This is a genomic window from Vibrio nomapromontoriensis (assembly GCF_050337205.1).
Classification (GTDB): domain Bacteria; phylum Pseudomonadota; class Gammaproteobacteria; order Enterobacterales; family Vibrionaceae; genus Vibrio; species Vibrio nomapromontoriensis.
Genome location: NZ_JAKJSS010000014.1, coordinates 33,378 through 54,624, shown reverse-complemented (window position 1 = coordinate 54,624; position 21,247 = coordinate 33,378). Strand labels below are relative to the sequence as shown.

Here is a 21,247-nt window from a genome sequence, read left to right as displayed (position 1 = left end):
ATGCAATATGAACAACCTTCTCTCACTATTTCTAAGCAACAATGGTTGACGATACTTCTTGCCGTTATTGTCAGCCGCACCGTGTTCTATAGTTTGGGGTTAATTGGCGCTCACGCATATAACCCAGAATCAATGACAAATATGGATGTTTGGCAGCAAATTTGTCGTTTCGATTGCCTGTGGTTCCAAAGAATCGCCGATGATGGGTATGCACTCATCCCAAGTTATATGAAGGGTGGTAATGCCGCGAACTGGGCCTTCATGCCAGTATCCCCTTATTTAGGTAAATGGATGTCGTTGCTCGTTGGTGATACGAATCTTGCCTTGATAGTGATGTCTAACCTCACATTTGTCGCCAGTATTGCTGTGTTTATTATGGCGCTTAAGCAACAGTCATTTAGTAAGGACATTCAAGACACAGCTATTTGGTTGATGTGTTTCTCGCCTTATACCGTATATGCTCTTGCGGGTTACTCTGAGCCGCTGTATATCGCACTTATCTGTGGTGTTTTTATTGCGTGCTATCGGAAAAATTGGTGGCTTGTTGGGCTGCTTGGGTTGGTGGCGGCAGTGACTCGTAATTTAGGTGTTATGTTGGTTTTCTCGGTTCTGATTTTTGGTGTGCAGGCGTATGGCGTATCCAGTTTTATACGGTTAAAAAACAATGCTCTGTCTGTCATTGCTGCGATTTGGTTAATCCCATTGGGGTTCTTTACCTATATGGTTTTTCTTCATTTCCATATGGGAGATGCCTTAGCGTTTGGTCATATTCAAGTTGCTTGGGGAAGGGTGTTTAGTCATCCGGTTGAGTGGCTTATTTATGGTGTGGAAACTGGCGGCGCTAAACTTTACTTGGTTGTTGTGTCTCTTATTGGGCTAGCACTTAATGCATATCTGTTCTTTAAGAAGCGCTATGCGGAAGCGACGTTTATGCTCATTAATTTGCTTATTCCTCTCTCATCGGGTGTGAACGCAATGCCAAGGTACTTGTTTGGTCTTTATCCGACCTACTTAGCGATATTTATGTTGCTCGAGCGGTTTCCGACGGTAAGGATGCCAGCACTATTGGTGAGTTCAGCCGTCTCTACCTTTATTACTATTGGCTTTTTCTCAAAGGTATTCTTTACGGTATAACTTGAGATACCGCTCGGTTTTCAGTAGGATTGCGTGTCATTTTTTACCAGAGATACCCTATGAAAACTGAGTTGTATAAAGAGTTCATGTTTGAAGCTGCTCACCATCTTCCACATGTGCCGGAAGGGCATAAGTGTGGACGTTTGCATGGGCACTCTTTTTTGGTGCGTCTCTATGTTGAAGGTGAAGTTGATCCACATACAGGTTGGGTGATTGATTTCTCTGAAATAAAAGCGGCATTCAAACCAATCTATAACCGCCTTGACCACTACTACTTGAATGATATTGAAGGGTTAGAGAACCCAACCAGTGAAGTACTAGCAAAGTGGATTTGGCAACAACTTAAGCCAAGCTTGCCATTACTAAGTAAAGTAGAAATTAAAGAGACATGTACTGCTGGCTGTATTTATATAGGCGAGTAGCATTTAGTGAATAAAAAAACCGAAGCAAATGCTTCGGTTTTTTTGTTTTTACTTATTGGTTGCTAGACTTAGCACACAACTTTGATTGCCAGCCCACCTTGAGAGGTTTCACGGTACTTAGCATTCATGTCTTTCCCGGTTTCAAGCATCGTCTCAATCACTTTGTCCAAAGAGACACGTGGTGCTGAGGCGCGACGAAGTGCCATGCGAGTTGAGTTAATAGCTTTAACCGCAGCAATGCCGTTACGCTCAATACATGGAACCTGCACTTGACCAGCAACAGGGTCACAAGTTAGCCCTAGGTTGTGTTCCATCGCGATTTCTGCAGCCATACATACTTGCTCTGGACTTCCGCCCATCAGTTCTGCAAGACCCGCAGCTGCCATAGAGCAAGCCACTCCCACTTCACCCTGACAGCCAACCTCAGCGCCAGAAATAGAAGCGTTTTGCTTATAAAGACCACCTACCGCGCCAGAAGCAGCAAAGTAGCGAATGTAGTCTTTCTCGGTCACGGTTTGGATGAACTTATCGTAGTAAGCAAGTACTGCTGGGATGATGCCACAAGCACCATTGGTTGGAGCGGTCACTACACGACCACCAGCTGCATTTTCTTCGTTTACTGCAAATGCGTACATGTTCACCCAGTCTACAACAGCCATCGGATCGGTCGTTGTTTTTTCAGAGGTGATTAACTGCTGACGTAATGCAGATGCGCGACGAGGTACTCGCAATGGACCTGGTAAAATACCTTCGGTATTCATACCGCGCTCCATACACTCACGCATGGTTTTCCAAATGTTAGCAAAGTAGGTACGAACCTCGTCATCAGAATACATAGCATGTTCATTTGCCATGACAAGCGTACTGATAGATAAGCCATGCTCTTTACATTGATTCACCAGCTCTTCAGCGGTGTTAAATTCGTACGGCGCTTTGATTGCTGATGTTTCTTCTTTGCCGAAGTGTTCTTCGTCGACAATGAAACCACCGCCAATCGAGTAGTATGTTTTTGAGTAAGCCACTTCTTCATCTATCCAAGCATGAATTTGCATGCCATTTTCGTGGAGTGATAAGTTTGAAGAGTGGAAGTTCATTCCGCCATCGCGTGGAAATGACACAGTATGGCAGTGCATGCCAACTGGAAGACGTTCAGTTTCTTCTACGCGCGCAATAAAATTTGGAATCGAGTCGATATCTACCTTTTCAGGTGAGTTACCAGCTAAGCCCATAATAATCGCGATATCTGTGTGGTGACCTTTCCCTGTCAGTGATAGTGATCCATAAACATCTACGGTAATTTTGGTGATGTCGCGTAGTTTGCCCATTGAACGTAAGTCATCAATAAACTCTTTACCAGCCTTCATTGGACCCACAGTGTGAGAGCTTGAAGGACCAACACCAATTTTATAGATATCGAAAACACTGATCATACTGATTTACCTCTAGCAAAGCCCCCTCGAATGAGGAGGCTTATCTTATTGTTATAGGTTGTTTGTTGTTTTAATTGATGGAGTCAATTAAAAAGCGCCGTAGATTACAGAAGTAATTGCCGCAATACCACAAACTGCTGTAAAAATTTGTACAGGAGCAGAGGTTTTCAACTTAGCCATTGCTGGTACTTTACGCATTGCAAACACAGGCATTAGGAACAGGATAGCCGCAATCATTGGTGCGCCCATTGTTTCAATCATGCCAAGGATGCTTGGGTTGATGATAGAAACAATCCAAGTTGTGATAACGATGAATAGCAAAGACGCTTTTTCAAGTTTCTTAACTGGCATAGCAGAGCGAGATTTACCTAAGCCTACCAAACCTTCATGAGCACCTAGGAAGTGACCAAAGTAGCTTGATGTAATTGCAGCAAAAGCAACGATTGGACCAAGGTAAGAAATCAGAGGAGATTCATGAACGTTCGCTAAGTATGATAGCACGCTGATGTTTTGCTCTTGTGCTGTCGCAAGTTGCTCTGGTGAAAGAGACAATACAACAGAGAATACGAAGAACATAACAAAGCCCATTAGCATTGTCGCTGCACCACCAGTAATCATGTCTGTTTTCTTAACAGCATCTTCACCATAGACACGGCGTTGTTCTTTAGAGAACTGGCTGATAATAGGGCTGTGGTTGAATGAGAATACAATGATAGGGATTGCAAGCCAGATAACTGCTGGCATTGAGCCCCAGTCTGGACTAACGCTAACCATTGAAGTATTCCAATCAGGGATTAGGTAAAGTGAAAGAGCAAGTAGGATAGCAACCAGTGGGTATACCATCACTGACGTTGCTTTTAGCATCAGCTCTTTACCAAATACCACACCACATGTCATTGCTGCGATTAAGCAACCAGACAGCAACCAGCGCGGGATAGATTCCATACCCATTTGGTTTACTAGGAATGAGTCTACTGTGTTAGTGATACCCACACCGTAGATTAGAACGATAGGGTAGATGGCGAAAAAGTAAGCGAAGGTGATAAGGTTTGCGCCAGTTTTACCGAAGTGTTCTTCTACCGTATCAGTAATATCTGCATCAGGGTTTTTAGCTGAAAGTACAAAACGCGCTAAGCTTTTGTGCGCGAACCAAGTCATTGGAGCTGCAATTAGCGCTAAGATAACTAATGGCCAAAAGCCACCAGCACCCGCTTTAATTGGTAAGAATAGTACACCGGCACCAACTGCAGTACCGAAAAGTGATAGAGCCCAAGTGAAATCTTTATAATTCCACTTAGTTGAAGTGCGGCTTGTAGCCGTAGAAGTTGAAGTAGTCATTAAGTTTTACTCATTTTGGGAACAGGAAATAAGTCGGGAGGAGTTTGCAACGTTTTTGCGTGTAAAAATTAGATCTAGGTCATGGTTTGGTTGGGTCTATTCATTGTACTGATTAATTCGTTAATTGGCTCACGTTTTTTGTGTGCTACAGATTAGTTTACCTATGTCTGTTATTAGAATAACTAATCCGAAGTGATGTAAACGATTACTTTTTGTTGCAAGGAAGTGTGTTAGTTGTGTCGGTGGGTAGCGTTAGTGTTGCAGGAGTTGAGTTTGCAAACTTTGAATAATTTGTGCGGTGACGCCCCATATGAAGTGGGATTGGTATGGAATCGCTAATACGCGATGTTTTTCACCTTTAATATTGAAGCGGTGCGTCGTCATGTTGCTCGTCTTGGCCAGAAACTCCAATGGCACTTCAAACAGATAATCCACTTCATTTCTGTCAAGTTTAGGTTGGTAGTTCGGATCAATAAATGCAATAACTGGTGTGATTTGGAAACGAGTAATAGTGAGAAGCTCAGGTAAATCACCTACGATTTCGACTTCGTTATGTAAAATTCCGACTTCTTCTTTGGCTTCTCTTAACGCGGTGAAGTGAACATTGGCATCACTGGGCTCTACTTTTCCTCCGGGGAAGCTAATTTGTCCGGGGTGGTGCTTAAGGTGAGCGGCTCTTTTTGTCAAAATGACCTGTAGCCGCCCTTGCCGCTCGACCAAACCAATAAGCACACTTGCGGATCGAAGTGACAAGTGCTGAATATGAGCTGAGCGTTGTTTAGACTCTGGGTGATAGTCCGATAACTGATGAAGCTGAAAGCGTTGTAGGAATTCGAGTCGTGTCATTGTGCCTTACGCTACCGAAGCTAAATAATCATTAATTTGATTTTTTATCACCTGCATCTCTGCAACCACAAAATTAATGTCATCGGCATTAGGGGACTCATTATTGCGAGTCGTCCCTTCAATGGCTTCAAGTTTGTCTACTGCCTTAGTTTCACCAAAACTGGCGAGAATACCTTTTAAAGAGTGTGCAGTGATAAATAGCTCACTCCAGTTTTGAGTCTGATAGAGATGCTGTACTGTTTCTGCGCCATTTTCATGTTCTTCCATAAAGGCCATAAACACGGCTGCGATGATGTCTTCGTCATTATCCATATAGCTACGCAATACTTCGAAATCAATCATTCTAAGGTCCTTCTACGATTGGGTAAGGGTACTCAAATCTGGTTTACGTTTATTTTTCAAATTCATACAGTACAAAATAGTACAGCTATTGAGAAAATGAAAATAGAAACTGTCTTAACTTATAAAAACGCTACATTATCTAAACTCGTTAGTTTTTCAGTGTCATTATCTAGTACTTTACTACTAAATTTTCTACTAATTGACTTGATCTTTGGTATTAAACTTTGATGCTTTGATTAAACCTGCCTATGCTTATCTGTGCGGCATTTCTTACAAATAATTAACAATTTTAATCATTGGAATTGATGCCTAGATGCAAAAAGGAGCATGTTATGGGTACACGGATAGAAGGTTCAAGTCCAAAAAATACAGGTAAGGACTATAACGAAAAAAGTATCGACTTTTACTCTAGGTACATTAGCGATGTTGTGGGTATTGATTTGCTTACACCTGAGCAGGAATTTCATTATGCAACATTGGCGCGAAGAGGCGAGAAATCTGCACGGGACGTGTTGATTGAATCTAACTTAAGACTAGTCGTGAAAATCGCAAGGGGGTACACCAAGCGAGGGTTGAGCAATCATACAATCTTAGATCTCATTGAAGAAGGCAACCTAGGATTAATGAAAGCGGTAGACAAGTTTGACCCTGATAAAGGTTTTCGCTTTAGTACCTACGCTGTGTGGTGGATCCGAGAAAGTATTGAATCTTCTTTGATGAATACGGGGAGAACGGTTCGATTGCCTGTTCATGTTATCAAAGAAATTAATCGCCTGTCTAAGCAAACGAATCAAATGAGTGCTGATTTAAAGCGTGCCCCCTCTGTTAAAGAAATTGCTGATCAAGCGGATAAGTCGCAAAATCATATTAGTGAGTTGATCCACATGAGTGGTTTTATCGAATCCAGCTCTTCGGTGGATACGATCGATAAAGCGTATTTGTCACTGGATAACTGTCGTTCAGAGGCAATACCTGAGCCTTATGAGGTTTGTTATGACGAAAAGTTACTTAATAATCTCGAGCAAGTTATCATGACATTACCAGAGAAGTATAAAGACATAGTCATTCACCGCTTTGGATTGTTTGGTAAAGAAACACTTACGTTAGATGCGCTAGGTGAGAAATATGGTTTATCGAAAGAGCGAGTGCGACAATTGCAGCAAGAAGGTGTTGCTAAGCTCCAAAATAAACTTAAGTTTGATGGTTGGATTAACTAGCGATCAACTAAGACAAAGCATGATAGCTTTCGGGCTTTACTACTGTACTGAGTAATTTCCTTTTGAATTGGATAGCAGTCTTAGCAGTCGCTCCTTACTTGTCGACGGCTTCATCGTCGTCAAGATACGTTGGAAAGCCGCTTGATAGACTCTATTTTTTAGTACTGTCAGCAAGGTGTTCTCTAGTTTCGTCAAGCGAGCGCTTTCGCTTTGGTTATTGCCCCCTTTACTGTTTACGTTGATCAAAGGCTGGTAAGCACTGTCATACCATGCAGACAGCATTTCTCTCATCTCAATTTCTTCAAGTGGTATGTCTGCATGATTCAACTCACGATCAGTAGGAGGGAGTTGAGTATACTGAGTGTCTAGCTTGTCTGTAACGAATTTATACATAAAAATCATACGGTTGACCTTTTAATGTAATACTAACATGCCATCATTAAGGCTTCTATTGATATTGTTGTTATTAGTGGTCGCTCTCACAAAAGCGACAAATAAGTGTCACAGTTGAATATTACGGTCGACTATTGCTGAACCTTGTGAGTGTTTATTGAGCAAGTAGGTAATGTAGCGGCATTCAAGTGAATCGCGATCCCACATTGAAATGACGCGCTTTACCGCAAAAAAGTACGCTTTGTATTTCACTAATGTATTTAGTGTACGTGTCAGACGCTCAAATGTTGTTTTGCTATCAAGGAACGTCGTTTGCAACTGCATTGAGTGCTGAAGGGGCACAAATCCAGTCTCATACCAGCATACTAAGATATCCCGAATTTCAATTTCCTCTTCCGGAACCTCTCTTCTACTTAAAGTCCTTGATGGAGGGGGGGAAACATAATAATCGTCATATATATCAGATACATAAATGTAACTCATTATATGTTCTCGTTCAGTTTGGGATAACACTAAACTAGGAGTGTTTTTCCTTGATTCAAGGTTGTTATTGATAAAGTTGAATTAAGTTAACAGAACGAGACGAAGTTCACATAGTCCAATAGCGGGTAGAAATATTGGAATGCAGCCAGTCGAGGGAGAAAATACAGAACGATTGGAATAGGGTGGGCTTGATTATTGACGTATTTTTCCTAGTTTGAAAATAGGCTTATTCAACTGCATGCAATATCGTATATAGACCACATCATATGTGTTGTGAATTTATGAGAGAGACGTCATGGTATCGACTACAAAGGCTAGAGAGAAAATATTCTGGACTGAGGTGTTATCCGATATGGCTTATGTCATATCGACGGCGGATTTCTGGCAGAAGTTGCTATCACATCCACATGACGGAGCTAACGACTATGTACAAACGCCGCCACTAGAAACCATTAACCAACTGCTTCGTTTGGTGCGAAATGTGGAGTTTAGCGGTAAGCCGGAGGCCTTATCGGTATCGCTACAAACTTCGGAAGGTCAAGTATTGATCATCAAGTTTGAAGTCTATTTAGTACTGGATGGCAAGGTTAAGGGCTGCGCTACCGTACTTTCAAAAACGATTGATTATATCAGCGTACTCACCCTTATTGATCAGCTGTTAGATGAACGAATGGGGGGGGTGATGATCACCAATCATCACCATGACGTTATTTTTGTTAATGAAACGCTGTGCCAGCAGCATTCGGTGTCCGCTATTACAATGTTGGGACACAACATAACCGATATCAGCTTATTTCATCAAAATCGCGCACATCTAGAGGCGTTTAAACGCGCAATTACTTGCAGTGATAAATGGCAAGGTGCGATGGCTACGCGATCCAAAGAAAATAAAACAATGCTAGAGATGGTGAATGTACGACAAGTTCAATTAGCGAACTCTCAGAGTTTGTATATTTATACCTTTCGCACAGACTTTAACCTTCGATTTATCAGCGCACCATCAAGTGAAGGTCGTGATATCGCCAAGCGTGTACTGGATGAGGCTTCTTTTCGTAAAAAAGCGCAGAGCTTGTCATTGCGAGCAGAAAAATTTGTCGTGTTGGCTTTTCAGCCAAACTTTTATTCAGGCCTTGAAGAAGCGTCACGCAATAAAGTGTTGCTCGCATTGAGCGATTTTTATAATAAAGAGAGCTTTGGGTATTTAGGCAACAATACGTTTCTAGTGCTGATTCGAATCAGAAGCACCGATGGGCAAAGCTTACAGACGATAAACACCAGCGTCGGACAATTTCTTGCAGGTCTAAGAGCTTATCTAGAAGATCATTTAATTAATGATATCTCTGAAGGGAAAATTGGTGTTGCTTTGTATGGGGGAAATGAATTTAGCGTTGACGAAGTCATTTCTCAGTCACTGCAAGCTATGTATGTTCATGATGTGGGAGCGAGTAACGTTAACTTTTATGATGAAGCACTCGTTAAAGCAAACATTAGAAGAAAAAACTTGGAACGCTTGTTAATCAGCGCAATCCAAAATAAGGAAATAGATGTCTACTTTCAACCAATTGTCGACTTGGCCACAGGCAAAGTGGCTAAATTGGAAGCCTTATGCCGTTTTAGATTCGAAGGAATAGAATATTCTGTTCAGGAGCTCATTCATTTAGCCGAAGACCTGAAGCTTATCTCTGAGCTTGATTTGATCGTGGCTGAACGAGCGATTACTGAAATGTTACAGATACAAGTGGCAAGAACAGAACCATTGTCGATCTCACTAAATTGCTCACTTGCAGAATCAGGTGAGTACTCTGATCATCTTCACGACCTTTTTGATTTAATCAATTCGTCGTTGATTAGTAATGATCACGTCACGATTGAAATCACAGAGACGTCCTATTTTACCAATAATAGTAAAAACGCGACTTTGATTGAAACTATTCGCGCTTCAGGGGTGAAAATTGCTGTCGATGACTTTGGAACAGGGAATGCGTCATTTTCATATTTTAGTGATTTTGATTTTGATGAGTTAAAAATTGATAAAAAATTCATTTCAAATATCCAAAACAGCAAACAAAAGTACTTTGCTGTTAAAATGTTAGGGCAGCTTTCACATGACTTAGACATTAAGGTTGTTGCCGAGGGGGTAGAGACAGAGGCTGAACTAGAAGTTCTAAAAAATATTGGTATTGATTATATTCAAGGCTATTTGTTTTATCGACCAATGACACCGCAGCAGGTGGCGAAGTTACTCGCACGGCCGACAGAGGAGGCGATGTGCTGATATGAATAGACACGCATCACCTCCTCAGTCACTTAACACAACGGTTTTCAGCCCCGTGGCTAAACTCGCGTGTGGCTTATTGATTTTTTCAGACACTTACCTTTGTGCTCAATGTCCTGCGTTAAATGGATTGTCTCCAGAGTTAGTATTGAGCGATGGTTTAGATGGCGTAGTTAAGGATTTCGGTTACGGCATTTATGGCTTTATTCCTTCGGCGAGCTTCAATGGCAGCGTTTGTCTACGTTGCATGGTGGAGGGCATACCAATAAGAGTTAAGTGCCGTCTCAGTCATCAGACAAATATCACTATTCCTGAACAATTTAGTCGTACCTATGTCCAGCGCCCCACCTTTTCTTATTCAATATTAAGTGATAATTCAGTATTTATTTCTAAACAGCAGCTTACCGATGCGTTAGGAATAGTACCCTCAGCTAACAATGTTTTGCGTATTATTTCTATATCGACAAACTCTTCAGGTTATGCCGTTAAGCAAACTGACCAGTATTGTGTCGTCTTCCAAGAAAATCCGCAGAGCAGCAGGCCGCAGCGTTGTTCTTTAGACGTAACCGTGTTTGATGTAACACAGCAGACCGCTAGAAAGCAGACACTAATGATCGATGGTGCGTTGTTTTCTAGCGTTATTCCACAGTGGTTTTTGTCATCCTCACTATCTAATCAGTATACGTTTGAACAGCAACAATTGCTGGAGAATACCGGCCAATTATCCAGTCCGATTTTGCTTGTCGATGCGTTGTATTCGACCGCCACGCAAGCAATTTACTCACCGAAGCCCAACGGCTCTTTTGATATAGATTACGGAAGTTTAGGTGATAAGCACAAAGAGCTGCTTTTTTACAATATTTCAGACGCGGTTGCCGTGGTCGGTTTAGGCGTTGTGAAGCCGTTAAGGGATGCCTGGGACAATAGGCTCGCGCAGAAGGAAAAAATGAAGTGGTGTGCGATAGAGTTGAATCAGTCAGATCTTCTGCACGTCATATCTCAACCTGATATCGCTGGCACGATAAGCACCATTCAGTTTGACTATTCCGATATGGTAGCAATGAAGAGGCAAAGTAGTCACTTATTGCGGCTGACAACGTCTGATAATAGTAGAGGGTTAGAGAAAGTATCAATATCCCCAGACGATTCTTGTGGTACTGCGGGCTCATCATCGTTTGAATTGATTTTTATGCCCAATCTGGTTTATGAAAATTGTGTAACAAATAAAACAGACAATCATTGGCAGGTGAGTCGACGCGAAATTGAACAATTAGTTGGCCAGAGGACTCGTAAACGTATACAGCATGTTGGTGTGAGCTGCCGACAAGCCTTTATTACCGCAAATGACCTTAATCTGTGTTCGTTGTGGACTGCTGAGTCTAAAGAGCAAATGATGTTGAATTTAACACTTAGTTTTGATGATGGAACTGTGGGTTTTTCTTCCATTACAATTTAATAGTGACACGCTATGAGCCGTGCCATTGGTACCACAAGTATTGATTTATAGTGATATTCTTCTATTACTTTTATGACGAAGAAAGATAAACGACTTATTTCTATTGTAGGCAAGGAGAACGTAGATGAAGGGAATTATTTTTACTGAATTTATGGAGTTAGTCGAAGAGAAATTTGGCCTAGATGTTCTGGACGAGGTTCTTGAAATGTCAGGGGATGAGGGGGTATATACCTCAGTCGGTAGCTATGACCATCGAGACTTGGTCAAATTGATTGTTAATCTCAGTAAAAAAACCAATATCGATCCTGCCACACTACAACAAGTTTTCGGACAAACGGTCTTTAATGCTCTGTTGCGCTCATTACCGGATAATGCAGGGATCAATAACAGTAACTCTACGTTTCAATTTATTCGCCATGTAGAAAATTATATTCATGTTGAAGTAAAAAAGCTGTATGCCGATGCTCAGCCACCCAAGTTCCACTTTGTTAGCGAAAATGAATCAGAAATGGTCATGGATTATGAGAGTGCACGTTGTATGTCGCATGTTTGTTTGGGCTTAATCGAAGGCTGTGCGAATCATTTTGGAGAGAAAATCGAGGTCAATATGGTGCCACAAACAGACGACAACAGTGTGGTTCGGTTTCATTTGACCTTAGTTTAAGACGTATATGTTATGCCTAGCCAAGCAGCAATCGAAAGAAAACTAAAACGCGAGAAGGCCGCCCGTCAGGCAGCCGAGAAGTTATTGGAAGAAAAAAGTCTTGAATTGTTTCATGCGAATCAAAAACTTGAGGTAGCGCTTAAGCAAGTCGAGCAGCGCTCGGAAGCGAGCTTCAAACGCTTGGAGCTACAACAGCGTGTTGAAAAAATATTAATGTATTTTGGTCGGTTGTTTTTACGAACCAATATCGACGACGTGTTACTGCTTGATGTGGTAGGGCAACTTGATGAAATATCTGAGAGTATAAAATGCTCTATAACATTAACCCCCGGCATTTTACCGTCGCTAAAGTTAAGCGCCTATGTTTCTGGTACTCCTAAAGTCATACCTGAAGGGGATGCGAACATTAACGCAAGTATCCCCATTGAGATCGAACAAAAGAAAATAGGGTCAATTAACCTGCTTGTGTCGCAATCCTCAGTCGATATGGGCTTTGTTCATAGCCAAATGTCGTTGGTTGGAGAACTACTTTCTAGTTCAATTTATCGAAATTTGATTAACCTTCGTTTAGTTGAATCAAAAGAGCGAGCAGAAGCATCTGAGCGGGCAACTCGAGAGTTTTTAGCAATGATCAACCATGAGCTTAGAACGCCACTTAATGGGTTGTTAGGTAGTGTGGAGCTATTAGCCGATACCGCGCTGACAGATTCTCAACGAGACCTTCATCAAAATTTAAGTCAATCTGGGTTAATGCTGCGAACGATTATTAATGATCTCCTCGATTTCAGTAAGATTAATGCGGGGATGTTAGAGCTCATTGATTCTGAATTTCGTTGGCATAGTATTAATACAATGTTGCAAAGCATCTTTGAACATAAAGCGGCCGAGAAACAACTGAAGTTTAGTATCGACGCACAATGCTTAGATGACAAAATCATTTGTGCCGATCAAGAACGTATGACTCAAGTACTGGTCAATTTATTAGGAAATGCTGTCAAGTTTACTGATCGCGGACAAGTGCGTTTGAGCATTGAGGAAGAGAAAGGGAATTACGTATTCCGTGTTGCTGATACTGGAATTGGTATTAGTGAAGCCGCGCAAAAAAAGCTATTTCAGCCATTTACTCAAGCTGACCGGTCAAGTTCAAGAAATTATGAAGGCACCGGGTTAGGTTTGGCGATTTGTAAACGGTTAGTTGAATTAATGGGTGGCAGTATCTCACTTCATAGTGAGTTAGGTGTTGGAACGGTCTTTAACGTTAGCTTGCCATTAAAGGTTGAGGCGACGGAAACACATTCGAAAAGGTCGGAAAACAGTGCGGCAGCGCCCGTTGATTTATCTACCATGAAAGTACTGGTCGTTGATGATATTAAGCTTAATCAGGTCATCATCACTAAGATGTTAAGTAAATTTGACATTTCCCCTGACGTTGCAGTCAATGGCGTTGAAGCGCTTGACTACGTAAAGGAGCAACAGTACGACCTTATCTTTATGGACTGCCGGATGCCAGTTATGGATGGGTTTGAAGCAACGCGAATATTGCGTTCAAAACACTATCAAAAACCTATTGTTGCATTGACCGCGGGTACTACCCGAGAAGAACGACAGACCTGTTTTGATGTGGGTATGGACGATATTTTGTCCAAACCCTACACCGCAAAGGACCTCGTGAAAACGCTGACGAAATGGAGCTCAAACTTGGCTTAACCTTATTTAGAAAAACTAGTTTAGAACAACTTAGTCTAGAACATCCTAGTTTAAATTAATTTCGTCGGCTACAAAATAGGCAGAATTTTAGCGAGCTTATCAAAGGTTTCTTGATACTCGGCTTCGCATTGACTGTCGGCGACAATACCACCACCCGCCCAAGCATGAAGTTTACTGTTATAAGCGGCTAACGTTCTAATGGTAATACTCGTATCCATGACGCCATGAGCGCTGATATAGCCAATACTGCCGCAGTATATATGCCGACGGTGAGGCTCCAATTCTTCAATTATTTCCATCGCCCGAATTTTAGGCGCACCGGTAATTGACCCCCCGGGAAAGCTCGCTCTTAATAGGTCAATGGCGTTGAATTTGTCATCTAGCGTAGCAGTAATTGTGCTCACCAAGTGATGAACGGCAGGGAAGCTCTCTATGGCAAACAGCTTGGGTACTTTAACGCTACCAGGTTGGGCGACGCGACCAATGTCATTACGCAGCAAGTCCACGATCATCAAGTTTTCTGCTTGATCTTTTTCCGCACTCGCCAGTTCAATGGCATTCGCTTGGTCTAGTTGTGGATTAAGGCTACGTGGACGCGTCCCTTTGATTGGTTTGGTTTCAATTTGCTTGTCATTGACCAGAAGGAATCGTTCTGGTGAAACACTCAATACTGCAATGTCCTCTAGACGAATAAACGCGCTGAAAGGGGCTTTGTTTTGCTGGTCTAGTTGTAGAAAAGCGTGCCACTCATTACCTTGATAGTCGGCTTGCCAGCGTTGGGCGAGGTTAATCTGGTAGCAGTCTCCGGCTTGAAGGTACTGCTGAACCGCGGAAAACTTGGTGGAGTAATCCACTTGGCACATATTGGTCTGCCAATCTGACGTTCGCACAAACGGCTCCACTGATGCGGGCTGCTGCGCTTGCAGCCATTGAAAATGGTCGTTGACGTTACGGCCAATGATCGCGGCTTCTTTGTCTTGATGATCGACAATCAGAGCCCACTCATAAATGCCTACCGCCATATCGGGCGCATGAATATCATGAAGCGATAACTCGGGAAGGTTTTCAACTCGTCGCCCTAGGTCATAGGCAAAGTAGCCTAGCGCCCCGCTTAGAAATGGCCATTTTGACTGGTATTCAATATGACCGATATGATCTTGGATTGCCTTGTCAACTAATACAAAAGGGTCTTGTTGACTGTGAGTACTAGATGTTTCCTGTCTTACGGTGCCAGCGTGTGCCACTGTGCCATGTGTTAACGTGGTGGTTAAACCGTGAGTCACTAATGTGGCGATTGGATTGCAGACGAGAATATCAAACCGGCCGTTTTCATGGGTCAATGATGAAGATTTGAGTAACATAGACCAAGGCTGAGATTCAATCTTAGCAAAGTAGTGCTTCGCAAGATCTTCTTGATAAGGAACGTCAAGGAATTGAATAGGTTGTACTTGTTTTGTATTCATTTGTGTAAATTGTGACAGAAACGTTGTCGCACACATGGCGCATAGAGGAAAGCAAGAGTATCATAATTTCACAATAAAAAGTCGGACAATTATCCTTGAATTTATTGGGGTTTAGCCTGGTTACCAACAAGGAAATCGCGCACTAGAAGTCCGTCCTATAGGAAGCAATTAGAATAAAGAGGTATTCAATGGCGATTATTCGTAAAGAAGACGTAATCAGTAGCGTCGCTGATGCATTGCAGTACATCTCGTACTATCACCCTCTCGATTTTGTTCAAGCGCTGGACAAAGCGTATCAAAAAGAAGAGAGCCAAGCGGCAAAAGATGCGATTGCACAGATTTTGATTAACTCTCGAATGTCTGCGGAAGGCCATCGACCAATTTGCCAAGATACGGGTATTGTGACGTGTTTTGTTAACATTGGTATGAATGTCCAATGGGAGTCGGATCTTACTGTTCAACAGATGGTCGATGAAGGGGTGCGACAAGCTTATACGAATCCAGATAACCCGTTGCGCGCTTCAGTTCTCGCAGATCCTGCGGGTAAGCGAATTAATACTAAAGACAACACACCCGCAGTAGTACACATAAATATGGTGCCGGGTGATAAAGTTGAAATTCAGATTGCGGCGAAAGGCGGCGGTTCCGAGAATAAAACGAAAATGGTAATGCTAAACCCATCGGATGATGTCGCTGAGTGGGTAGAGAAGACGCTGCCGACAATGGGCGCAGGTTGGTGTCCACCGGGTATGCTCGGAATAGGTATTGGTGGTACTGCAGAGAAAGCCGCGGTACTAGCCAAAGAATCGTTGATGGAGCACATCGACATTCAAGACCTTATTGATAAAGGTGCAGAGAACGCTGAAGAAGAACTTCGTCTCGATATTTTTAACCGTGTGAATAAGCTTGGCATTGGTGCGCAAGGTCTGGGCGGATTGACGACAGTTGTTGATGTTAAAATCAAAACCGCGCCAACGCATGCGGCATCTAAACCCGTTTGTCTTATCCCTAACTGTGCAGCAACGCGTCATGTCCATTTTACCCTTGATGGAAGTGGTCCAGCTGAATTAACACCACCGAAACTGGAAGAGTGGCCTGATATTACTTGGGAAGCGGGCGCAAATACGCGTCGCGTTAACTTAGATGAAGTCACCCAAGAAGACGTCCAAGAATGGAAGACTGGGGAGACTGTTCTGCTTTCTGGGAAAATTCTGACGGGTCGTGATGCCGCACATAAGCGTATCCAAGGAATGTTAGAAAGTGGTGAAGGCTTACCTGCTGGTGTGGACTTTAAAGGCAAATTTATTTATTACGTTGGCCCTGTTGACGCGGTTGGTGATGAAGCCGTTGGCCCTGCGGGACCGACAACATCGACGCGAATGGACAAGTTTACCGATATGATGCTCAATGAAACTGGCATCATGGGTATGATTGGTAAAGCGGAGCGAGGGCCTGCAACGGTTCAGTCCATTAAAGCGCACAAAGCCGTGTACTTGATGGCGGTCGGTGGGGCGGCTTATTTGGTGGCTAAAGCTATTAAGAAAGCGCGTGTTGTGGCTTTTGAAGATCTCGGTATGGAAGCCATTTATGAATTTGAAGTTGAGGATATGCCGGTTACGGTAGCGGTTGATTCGACGGGTGCAAATGCTCACCAGATCGGACCAGATACGTGGAAAGTCAAAATTGCTGAGGCTGAAAGAGCGTCATAGAAGAAAAATAATAAGAGAGTATGTGCAGACATACTCTCTTTTTTATCTATAATTCAGCAGTATACTGAAAAAAACAATGAAGGAGAGTGCGCGAATGCCTCGATTTATACAAATATTACAAATTGCAGTACTGCTCATCGTCGGTTTTTTTGTCGGCTACGATCTGATTCTTCATGGGGTAAGTATTTTTAATGAAAAATACGTGACCATGGTATGCGTACTCACCGCACTGCTTGAAATTGCCCTGTTCGTTATTTACAAGCTCATCGAAGACGATTAGCCCCGTCATGCGTTTATTGTACTCCTGATTATTACTAAAGCCCCTGAATAGTTTCAGGGGTTTTTTGTTCATGTTTCATTAATCTCGTATAGTGCATACTGCAATTTCGTATAGTGCATACTGCAATCTCGTTAATTATTTGGAGTTCGTTGAATGAACCGAATTGGTCAGGAAGTATCAGATCTTTTACATCGCAGCATGGACTCTCATGTGAGAATAGCGGTCACCGGTTTGTCTCGCGCGGGGAAAACCGCGTTCATTACTTCGTTAGTTAATCAATTACTTCACACGTCGACTCATGACAACTTGCCTTTATTAGAGTGCGCACGCGATAAACGCTTGATTGGGGCTAAGCGAATGCCGCAATCAAATTTGATGGTTCCACGTTTTGCTTACGATGAAGCGATGGATCAACTGCATGGTACGCCACCAGATTGGCCAAAGCCGACAAGAGACGTAAGCGAAATACGTTTAGCGTTAAAATACAAGCCAGCAAAAGGCGCGAAACGGTTATTGAGTAAAACTTCAACTCTGCACATAGATGTGATTGATTATCCGGGAGAGTGGTTGCTCGATTTACCTTTATTGGATATGACATTTGAGCAATGGAGTGATTTGCAATTTGAACACTTGAAAGGCGTTCGCTTGGAATGTGCACAAGCATGGTTAGCCACGTTAGAAGACTTTGATTTGAACGCACCAGCCAATGAAAAAAACATTGCTGAAGTCGCACACGTGTTTACTGACTATCTATTTGATTGTAAAAGTCGCGGCCTTCATTGGGTACAACCTGGGCGGTTTGTTTTACCAGGTGAGCTGCAAGGCGCGCCAGTACTGCAGTTTTTCCCATGTAAACATCCAGATGGAAAAGTGGTGAAAAATAGTAGCTATGACATGCTTAAACGCCGATACGAAGAGTACCAAAATAAGGTCGTGAAGCAGTTCTATAGAAATCACTTCGCAACCTTTGATCGTCAGATTGTGCTGGTGGATTGTTTACAGCCCTTAATGGCCGGAGATGAAGCCTTTCATGATATGAAAGAGGCATTACAGCAAATTATGAAAAGTTTCCGTTATGGGCAAACTAACTTACTGCGTCGCATGTTTTCGTCTCGAATTGACAAGATTCTATTTGCCGCGACTAAGGCGGATCACGTTACACCCGAACAACACAATAATTTAGTGAGCCTACTGCAACAAATGGTTCACCCTGCGTGGCAAGAAACCGCGTTCGAAAATATTGATATGAACTGTATGAGTGTCGCATCGATTCGGGCGACTCAAGCGGGATTCGTAGGAAAGAGTGGTGAGAGTGTACCAGCGTTGAGAGGAACGAATCTCGATGGCGAGCCGATGACGCTTTATCCAGGGGACGTACCAGCTAAGTTGCCAAAGCCAGACTACTGGCAAACGAAGCAATTTGAGTTTACGTCATTTAGGCCGCTGGAAACTTCTGAGGATGAGCCATGTGGACACATTCGTATTGATAAAGCACTGCAGTATTTAATTGGAGATAAACTTCGATGAATGACCTAAAAGGGCGACAAGTATTTACAGAAGATGACAAGAAAGTTGATGTTGATTCTGACGTTACCAGTCAAACACTGTTTGAACCTCAAGAGACATTTGTACCGATAGTGTCAAGTGAGTCTTGTGAGAGCGAAGATAAAGAGTTAGAGCGAGTTATTAAAGGCAGTAGTAAAAAAGGCTGGGTCGCCACAACCTTGCTCGTGGCTTTTGCTGGGCTAGTGGGTTGGCAAGCGGTTGACAATGTAATAACTGCTGCGAACACAGGTGATTGGCTGTCATTGGGGTGGTCTGGTTTAATCACGGCTATTGCTACTCTAGGTATTGGTGCTTTAGGGAAAGAACTCTACAAACTGAGGAAGCTGAAAGATCATTTCTCGGTTCAAGAACAAGCGGAAAAGTTAATTGATAGTGATGGAGTTGGGCAGGGAGAAAAGTTCTGTCAACAATTAGCAGAGGAAGCGGGAATACAAGCCGAGCATCCCTCGTATGATCGCTGGAAAAACAGTGTTCATAGCGCCCATAGCGATGCTGAAGTACTGAATATGTATCAATCTATGGTGCTTAAAGAGCAAGATAAACAAGCACTCACGACGGTGTCGAAGTTGTCCGGAGAAGCCGCGCTGCTTGTGGCTTTAAGCCCGTTGGCAATCGCTGATATGCTGTTAATAGCATGGCGAAATTTCAAGATGATCGACAAACTGTCAGAAGTGTATGGTGTTGAACTTGGATACTGGTCTCGTTTAAAACTCTTCAAGTTAGTGTTAGTAAACATTGCGCTAGCGGGGGCAACGGAGCTAGCCATTGAATCGAGCGCTGATATTTTGTCACTAAATTTAGCGGAAAAGTTATCGGCAAGGGCGGGACAGGGGCTGGGTGTTGGTTTGATTACTGCTCGATTAGGGCTTAAAACCATCAGTTTAATGCGCCCGATACCGTTTCCGGTGGAAGAGAAGCCCAAGCTTGGATCAATTCGCAAGTCAGTGATGGCGAGTCTAAAAAACAAGCTAAGTTAACCATTTTCTGTTCTCGTGGCCGATGTGGCTAAACGTCTACCGAAACCAGGTCGTTTACAGTCTTAAGTGTCATTTAAAAAAGCCAGCTAGGCTTTAATCTAGCTGGCTTTTTCATTGTTTAGGCGTTCTGGACAACATTACTCGCAAGGCGGTGCAAGATGAATGAGAGCCAGCCCTCCTTGCGATGTCTCACGGTATTTCTTATGCATGTCTTTGCCCGTTTGGTACATAGTCTCGATAACTTTATCCAAAGAGATGAGGCATTTACTGGTGCGCTTTAACGCCATGCGAGAAGCATTAATGGCTTTCATTGCGCCCATAGCATTTCGTTCAATACACGGTACTTGAACCAACCCCCCAATAGGGTCACAAGTCATACCTAGAGAATGCTCCATCGCAATTTCTGCCGCTATACAAATTTGTTCGTTGCTGCCGCCTCGAAGTGCGGTCAATCCTGCTGCCGCCATTGATGAGGATACGCCAACTTCGCCTTGGCATCCTACTTCTGCGCCAGAAATAGAAGCGTTTGTCTTATAAAGAATACCGATGGCGCCAGATACCGCAAGGAAGTCTTTAAGCTGTTTCGTATCAAGCTCCTTGATGAAACGATGGTAGTACATCAAGACCGAAGGAATGACACCAGCCGCACCATTGGTTGGTGATGTGACAACTTGCCCGCCGGCGGCGTTTTCTTCGCTAACGGCGAAAGCGAATAGGTTAACCCAATCAAGTATTTCCATCGGGTCATTTTCAACTGCGGCATTGGCTTCGAGCTTTTTCAGTAAATTAGGCGCACGACGAGTAACGTTTAATCCACCATCCAAGATGCCTTCGGTTTCAAAGCCTCGCTCCATACAGCGAGTCATAACACGCCAAATTTGTTCCGTTTTGGCGTTAATAGCCTCCATATCCGTGAACGATACTTCGTTGCGGAGTATCATTCCGCCAAGACTTAAACCATTTTTTTCGGCTTGTTCCAGCATTTCGTCTGCACTAGAGAATGGAAATTCTACCTCAATGGTTTTGGTCTTTTTACCATGCTTAAGTTCATCTTCTGTTGCGATGAAACCGCCACCAATAGAATAGTAGGTCTCAAAAGCGAGGCGATCACCGTGCTCATTAAAGGCGGATATCGTCATACCATTTTCATGTAACGGAAGGTTCTCTTCATGAAAAAGAATGTCTTTTTTGAAGTTGAAGCCAATATCATGCTGACCGGAAAGGGATAATGTGCCTTCTTTAATCGCGGCGCGCATGGCCTCATTAGCACTGGTGATTTTAATGGTGTCTGGTTTGTTACCCAATAATCCGAGGATAGTTGCACGGTCAGTGTGGTGGCCAATACCAGTGAGTGAAAGTGACCCATACAAATCAACTTGAATTCGACTCACACTGTCGAGGTCAGTTGCGAGGAGTTGAGTGAATTCGTACCCGGCGATCATCGGCCCATTAGTATGAGAGCTTGAGGGGCCGACACCGATTTTGTAGATTTCGAAAATTGAAAGCATATTGACTGTCTCACTGTTTCTTATAGCTATTCGTCGA

The 21,247-nt window shown here is 43.0% G+C and carries 19 protein-coding genes; 11 read left to right on the top strand and 8 right to left on the bottom strand.

The window, feature by feature from the left end; translation table 11 throughout:
* Together L4D05_RS18050 and queD are read left to right on the top strand one after the other, a co-directional pair.
* A complete protein-coding gene (locus tag L4D05_RS18050; RefSeq protein ID WP_428753474.1) occupies nt 1-1,134 on the top strand; it encodes a hypothetical protein in 1,134 nt (377 codons plus the stop codon).
* Between the two features lie 59 nt (nt 1,135-1,193).
* Nucleotides 1,194-1,556: a 6-carboxytetrahydropterin synthase QueD gene (gene queD / locus L4D05_RS18045; protein WP_250618141.1), complete on the top strand. Its 363-nt coding sequence runs from the start codon at nt 1,194-1,196 to the stop codon at nt 1,554-1,556.
* A 68-nt stretch (nt 1,557-1,624) separates the two neighbouring features.
* Here queD and L4D05_RS18040 read toward each other — a convergent pair whose 3' ends face one another.
* The 4 genes from L4D05_RS18040 to L4D05_RS18025 form a co-directional block, all read right to left on the bottom strand.
* Nucleotides 1,625-2,986, bottom strand: coding sequence for an L-serine ammonia-lyase (locus L4D05_RS18040; protein ID WP_428753472.1), 1,362 nt, complete (start codon nt 2,984-2,986; stop codon nt 1,625-1,627).
* An 87-nt stretch (nt 2,987-3,073) separates the two neighbouring features.
* Entirely contained in the window at nt 3,074-4,324 is a 1,251-nt protein-coding gene (locus L4D05_RS18035; RefSeq protein ID WP_428753470.1) for an aromatic amino acid transport family protein, read from the bottom strand.
* 252 nt (nt 4,325-4,576) lie between these two features.
* Nucleotides 4,577-5,170, bottom strand: a complete 594-nt coding sequence (locus tag L4D05_RS18030) for a CoA pyrophosphatase (protein WP_428753469.1) — start codon at nt 5,168-5,170, stop codon at nt 4,577-4,579.
* A gap of 6 nt (nt 5,171-5,176) precedes the next feature.
* Complete coding sequence (locus L4D05_RS18025; protein WP_428753467.1) at nt 5,177-5,512, bottom strand: Hpt domain-containing protein; 336 nt, start codon at nt 5,510-5,512, stop codon at nt 5,177-5,179.
* Nucleotides 5,513-5,844: 332 nt separating this feature from the next.
* Here L4D05_RS18025 and L4D05_RS18020 point away from each other — a divergent pair, with 332 nt between their 5' ends.
* Nucleotides 5,845-6,729 carry a sigma-70 family RNA polymerase sigma factor gene (locus L4D05_RS18020; protein WP_428794826.1) on the top strand — a complete coding sequence of 295 codons (885 nt, stop codon included), beginning with the start codon at nt 5,845-5,847 and terminating at the stop codon, nt 6,727-6,729.
* 39 nt (nt 6,730-6,768) lie between these two features.
* Here the strand turns inward: L4D05_RS18020 and L4D05_RS18015 are convergent, their stop codons facing one another.
* A complete protein-coding gene (locus tag L4D05_RS18015) occupies nt 6,769-7,131 on the bottom strand; it encodes a hypothetical protein (protein WP_428753464.1) in 363 nt (120 codons plus the stop codon).
* 99 nt (nt 7,132-7,230) lie between these two features.
* Entirely contained in the window at nt 7,231-7,605 is a 375-nt protein-coding gene (locus L4D05_RS18010; protein WP_428794825.1) for a hypothetical protein, read from the bottom strand.
* 295 nt (nt 7,606-7,900) lie between these two features.
* Here L4D05_RS18010 and L4D05_RS18005 point away from each other — a divergent pair, with 295 nt between their 5' ends.
* From L4D05_RS18005 to L4D05_RS17990, 4 genes are all read left to right on the top strand, one after another.
* Nucleotides 7,901-9,880 carry an EAL domain-containing protein gene (locus tag L4D05_RS18005; RefSeq protein ID WP_428794824.1) on the top strand — a complete coding sequence of 660 codons (1,980 nt, stop codon included), beginning with the start codon at nt 7,901-7,903 and terminating at the stop codon, nt 9,878-9,880.
* A gap of 1 nt (nt 9,881) precedes the next feature.
* Complete coding sequence (locus L4D05_RS18000) at nt 9,882-11,336, top strand: hypothetical protein (RefSeq protein WP_428794823.1); 1,455 nt, start codon at nt 9,882-9,884, stop codon at nt 11,334-11,336.
* 124 nt (nt 11,337-11,460) lie between these two features.
* Nucleotides 11,461-12,000, top strand: coding sequence for a heme NO-binding domain-containing protein (locus tag L4D05_RS17995; RefSeq protein ID WP_428794822.1), 540 nt, complete (start codon nt 11,461-11,463; stop codon nt 11,998-12,000).
* Between the two features lie 12 nt (nt 12,001-12,012).
* The gene (locus L4D05_RS17990) at nt 12,013-13,707 is read left to right on the top strand and encodes an ATP-binding protein (RefSeq protein ID WP_428794821.1); all 1,695 of its coding nucleotides are present in this window, start codon (nt 12,013-12,015) and stop codon (nt 13,705-13,707) included.
* Nucleotides 13,708-13,775: 68 nt separating this feature from the next.
* Here L4D05_RS17990 and pabB read toward each other — a convergent pair whose 3' ends face one another.
* Complete coding sequence (pabB, locus tag L4D05_RS17985; protein ID WP_428794820.1) at nt 13,776-15,170, bottom strand: aminodeoxychorismate synthase component I; 1,395 nt, start codon at nt 15,168-15,170, stop codon at nt 13,776-13,778.
* A gap of 188 nt (nt 15,171-15,358) precedes the next feature.
* Here pabB and L4D05_RS17980 point away from each other — a divergent pair, with 188 nt between their 5' ends.
* The 4 genes from L4D05_RS17980 (at nt 15,359) to L4D05_RS17965 (ending at nt 19,702) form a co-directional block, all read left to right on the top strand.
* Nucleotides 15,359-16,879 carry a fumarate hydratase gene (locus tag L4D05_RS17980; protein ID WP_428753452.1) on the top strand — a complete coding sequence of 507 codons (1,521 nt, stop codon included), beginning with the start codon at nt 15,359-15,361 and terminating at the stop codon, nt 16,877-16,879.
* A gap of 94 nt (nt 16,880-16,973) precedes the next feature.
* The gene (locus L4D05_RS17975) at nt 16,974-17,159 is read left to right on the top strand and encodes a hypothetical protein (protein ID WP_428753451.1); all 186 of its coding nucleotides are present in this window, start codon (nt 16,974-16,976) and stop codon (nt 17,157-17,159) included.
* Between the two features lie 153 nt (nt 17,160-17,312).
* Nucleotides 17,313-18,686, top strand: coding sequence for a YcjX family GTP-binding protein (locus L4D05_RS17970; RefSeq protein ID WP_428794819.1), 1,374 nt, complete (start codon nt 17,313-17,315; stop codon nt 18,684-18,686).
* Nucleotides 18,683-19,702 carry a YcjF family protein gene (locus L4D05_RS17965; protein ID WP_428753449.1) on the top strand — a complete coding sequence of 340 codons (1,020 nt, stop codon included), beginning with the start codon at nt 18,683-18,685 and terminating at the stop codon, nt 19,700-19,702. The genes L4D05_RS17970 and L4D05_RS17965 overlap by 4 nt, the downstream gene beginning before the upstream one ends.
* A 137-nt stretch (nt 19,703-19,839) precedes the next feature.
* Here L4D05_RS17965 and L4D05_RS17960 read toward each other — a convergent pair whose 3' ends face one another.
* Nucleotides 19,840-21,210 carry an L-serine ammonia-lyase gene (locus L4D05_RS17960; protein WP_428794818.1) on the bottom strand — a complete coding sequence of 457 codons (1,371 nt, stop codon included), beginning with the start codon at nt 21,208-21,210 and terminating at the stop codon, nt 19,840-19,842.
* Between the last annotated feature and the right edge of the window lie 37 nt (nt 21,211-21,247).